General features: G+C 68.0%; 7 protein-coding genes. 2 read left to right on the forward strand and 5 right to left on the reverse strand.

What is annotated here, in order from left to right:
• Positions 1 to 16: 16 nt before the first annotated feature.
• On the forward strand, positions 17 to 166 hold the full coding sequence (locus ACEN88_RS27795; RefSeq protein WP_413344851.1) for a diguanylate cyclase domain-containing protein: 150 nt from the start codon (positions 17 to 19) through the stop codon (positions 164 to 166).
• Here the strand turns inward: ACEN88_RS27795 and ACEN88_RS27800 are convergent, their stop codons facing one another.
• A complete protein-coding gene (locus ACEN88_RS27800; protein WP_413344839.1) occupies positions 167 to 598 on the reverse strand; it encodes a DoxX family protein in 432 nt (143 codons plus the stop codon). It lies immediately after the preceding gene.
• 152 nt (positions 599 to 750) lie between these two features.
• Between ACEN88_RS27800 and ACEN88_RS27805 the strand changes: the two genes are divergently transcribed.
• Positions 751 to 894 carry a hypothetical protein gene (locus ACEN88_RS27805; RefSeq protein WP_413344841.1) on the forward strand — a complete coding sequence of 48 codons (144 nt, stop codon included), beginning with the start codon at positions 751 to 753 and terminating at the stop codon, positions 892 to 894.
• Here the strand turns inward: ACEN88_RS27805 and ACEN88_RS27810 are convergent.
• The 4 genes from ACEN88_RS27810 to ACEN88_RS27825 form a co-directional block, all read right to left on the reverse strand.
• On the reverse strand, positions 884 to 1255 hold the full coding sequence (locus ACEN88_RS27810) for a nuclear transport factor 2 family protein (RefSeq protein WP_413344843.1): 372 nt from the start codon (positions 1253 to 1255) through the stop codon (positions 884 to 886). The two genes, ACEN88_RS27805 and ACEN88_RS27810, sit on opposite strands and share 11 nt — an antisense overlap.
• 4 nt (positions 1256 to 1259) lie before the next feature.
• A complete protein-coding gene (locus ACEN88_RS27815) occupies positions 1260 to 1478 on the reverse strand; it encodes a tautomerase family protein (protein WP_413344845.1) in 219 nt (72 codons plus the stop codon).
• A 10-nt stretch (positions 1479 to 1488) separates the two neighbouring features.
• Positions 1489 to 2241, reverse strand: a complete 753-nt coding sequence (locus ACEN88_RS27820; RefSeq protein WP_413344847.1) for an SDR family NAD(P)-dependent oxidoreductase — start codon at positions 2239 to 2241, stop codon at positions 1489 to 1491.
• Positions 2242 to 2346: 105 nt separating this feature from the next.
• Positions 2347 to 3165 (reverse strand): LysR family transcriptional regulator (locus tag ACEN88_RS27825; protein WP_413344849.1); only part of this gene is annotated, 819 nt, incomplete at its 5' end.

Below are 3165 nucleotides of genomic sequence, written 5' to 3' on the forward strand. Positions count from 1 at the left end.
GTCGCAGGTGGCGCCGGTGCTGACGGTCAGCGTGGGCGGCGCGACGCTCGGCGGCCACGGGCCGGAGAGCGCGGCCGAATTGTTCGAGGCGGCGGACGAACACCTGTACCGCGCCAAGCAGGAAGGCAGGAACCGGGTCGTGTGGCGCAACCCGGTCGGCGGCTGATCAACGGCGCTTGGGTTCCAGCGTCGACACGACGAGCAGGCCGCCCACGATGCACACGTGCTCCATGAACGGAATCAGTTCCGCATGGCGCGCGGCACCGGTCGCGTGCCAGAAGCCGTGATACAGCACGGTCGCCAGCGCCGTGAACCCGGCCAGCGCCCAGCACGCGGGTTTCAGCAGCCGCCCCGCGATGATCGCGGCGCCGCCGGCCACCTGCAGCAGGATGGTCAGCGCCAGCAGGAGTGTCGGCGCCGGCAGGCCGCCGGTCACCACTTCCTGCAGCGCGCCCTGCCAGCCCTGCACCTTGTCGATACCGGCCCACAGGAACAGCACGCCGACGAGCACGCGGCCCGCGGTGCGCACCGTGCGGTCGAAGCCGTCGGCGGGTGCGGCGGCGCGGACGTTGGCGAGGTTGAGATCGGGTGTGGTCATGATGACTCCTTGATGATTGAAACGGATCGCCCGAATCTACACCCGCGCCCGCGAATACGACTCCGTCTTTGGATGGATGCGTTGCTGCCCGGTTGCAACGACTTGCCGCATCTGTCAATATATGCCGACCAGCATACCACCGGAGAAACCCCATGGCGGGTGACGTGATCCTGCAAGCCATCGCCGAAAGCGTCCTCAACGTCCAGCTGCGCAGGTACAAAGGCCTGCGGCGCCTGTGCTGGATTGTCCTGCTCGCCATCCTGGGCATCGTCGTCGCGCTGACGGTCACCCGCTGACCCGCACATCCGTAAACACCTTGTTGACGATCATCCAGCGCCCGTGCCAGCGCACGAGCGACAGGTAATTCACGTAGTCGAACCCGAGCGCCGGCACGTGCACGCGGGCCATCGCGATGTCGTGGGTGACGTCGATCGCCAGCACCCGCATGCGGTACGGCTCCCCCAGCGCCGCGGGCGACGCCCGCGCCGCCACGCCGTCCAGGTAGTCGTCCAGGCGCTTGTGGTACGGCTGCCCGCTCCGCTCCGCGAACAGCGTGGCGTCCGGGTGGAACACGGCGCGCAGCAGCGACGTGTTCCCCGTGTACAGGCCCTTGAAGTAATCGCCGAGGACGGCGGCGATGGCGCGCTGGTCGTCCATGGCTTCAGGCCTTGCGTCCATCCGCCGCGCGCTGGCGGCGCTTCGTCACGACTTCGCCGCCGTGGCCCCAGTTATCGGTATTCACTTCGTCGATGACGACGAACGTCGCTTCCGGATCCTTGTTCAACACGTTCACCATCAGGTCGGTCGCGCCCGCGATCAGGGCCGCCTTCTGTTCCTTCGTGACCCCTTCGTCGGTCACCTGGATGAGGATGTAAGGCATGGTGGCCGCCTTACCACGTGCCGGCGGTGGCGCCGCCGTCCACGCTCAGCACGACGCCGCTCGTGAAGCGCGCGTCCGTCAGGTACAGCACCGCGCCGACGACGTCGTCCGTCGTGCCGGTCGTGCCGCTCGGCGCCAGCGTGTTGTAGAAGGCCCGCGTGCCTTCGTAGTCCCCGTGCAGCGGGGTCTCGATGATCCCCGGCGCCACGGCCGACACTTTCACGCCGCTCGCCGCGAGTTCGATCGCCAGCGCGCGCGTCGCGCTGTTCAGGCCACCCTTCACGAGCACCGGCAGCACCGCCGGGACCTTCACGTTCGGCTGCACCGCAATGCCCGCCGTGATGTTCACGATGTGGCCGCTGCCGTTCGCGGCCATGTGTGCGGCGGCCCGTTGCGACGGATAGAAGAAGCCTTTCAGGTTAGTGTCGACGAGGCGGTCGACTTCGTCCGGCGTGTAGGTGTGGAACGGCTTCGCGTTGAAGATGCCGGCATTGTTGATCAGGACGTCGACCTTGCCGAAGCGGGCGATCGCCGTCTCGAAGAGGGCCTGCGCCGTCGCCGGCTCGGCGATGTCGCCGGCGACGCCGACGAAGTTGGCCGGGTTGCCCAGTTGGGCCGCCGCGGCATCCAGGCGGGCCGCGCCGCGGGCATTGCCGACGACGTTGTCGCCGCGGTCGATGTATGCCTTGGCCAGTGCAAGGCCGATGCCGCTGGAGGCGCCGGTGATGACGACGGTACGAGGGTGATGGACTGCTGCGTTCATGCTGTTCTCCTGGTTGTCGACGGCGCGGATGCGTCGTCCGTGGAGACAACTATATGAACAGGCTGCGGCCGGAAAAAGATGGGTTGCAGCAAGACAATCGATACATCATGTAATGAATCGCGGGGGTTCGCGCAAATGCTCCACGAGGAAATCGACGAACGCGCGCACCCGCGCCGCCACGTGCCGGTTATGTGGGTAGATCAGGCAGAACGGCCTGGATCGGCCGCCGAACGTGGGCAGCACCTCGACGAGGCGGCCGGCCTTCAGGTCGGCGTCGGCGATGAAGCGGTAGGTCTGGAACAGGCCGCCGCCCGCCCGCGCCAGCGTGACGGCGCCCAGGATGTCCTCGGCGCAGCAGTACAGGCCTGCCGTCGGCAGTTCGATATCCTCGCCGTCCACGCGGAACAGCCAGGGGATGTTGCGGCCCGTGCTGGGCAGCGCGAACTGGATGCAGTTGTGGCCGCGCAGGTCGTCCGGCGTCTTCGGCCTACCCATGCGCTTCAGGTAGTCGGGCGCGGCGACGACCACCAGTTCGGCGTCTTCCAGCGGCCGCGAGATCATCGTCGAGTCGGCCGGCGCGCGGCCCCGGATCGCGAGGTCGAAGCCCTCGTCGCCGAAGTCGACATTGCGGTTACTGAGGTGGAAGTCGACCTTCACGTCGGGATAGCGGCGCGTGAATTCGGGAAGGATCGGCAGCACGCGGTAATGGCCGTACGGCGTGGGCATGCTGATGCGCAGCAGGCCGGACGGGGCGCTCTGGCGGCCCGTGACGGCGCGCTCGGCCTCGACCAGCTGGGCCAGCGCCTGGCGGCACTGGTCGAAATATTCGCGGCCCGCTTCCGTCAGGTTCAAGGTGCGCGTGGTGCGCACGAACAGGCGCACGCCGAGGCGCGCTTCCAGGCGCGAGACCGCGCGGCTGACGGC

The sequence above is a fragment of the Massilia sp. CT11-108 genome, assembly GCF_047302915.1.
Taxonomy (GTDB): Bacteria; Pseudomonadota; Gammaproteobacteria; order Burkholderiales; family Burkholderiaceae_D; genus Telluria; species Telluria orientalis.

Bases quoted from the DNA above. Each gene is read 5' to 3' on its own strand.
- ACEN88_RS27815 (WP_413344845.1), bottom strand. From the start codon at position 1,478: ATGCCTTACATCCTCATCCAGGTGACCGACGAAGGGGTCACGAAGGAA.
- ACEN88_RS27805 (WP_413344841.1), top strand. From the start codon at position 751: ATGGCGGGTGACGTGATCCTGCAAGCCATCGCCGAAAGCGTCCTCAAC.
- ACEN88_RS27800 (WP_413344839.1), bottom strand. From the start codon at position 598: ATGACCACACCCGATCTCAACCTCGCCAACGTCCGCGCCGCCGCACCC.
- ACEN88_RS27810 (WP_413344843.1), bottom strand. From the start codon at position 1,255: ATGGACGACCAGCGCGCCATCGCCGCCGTCCTCGGCGATTACTTCAAG.
- ACEN88_RS27820 (WP_413344847.1), bottom strand. From the start codon at position 2,241: ATGAACGCAGCAGTCCATCACCCTCGTACCGTCGTCATCACCGGCGCC.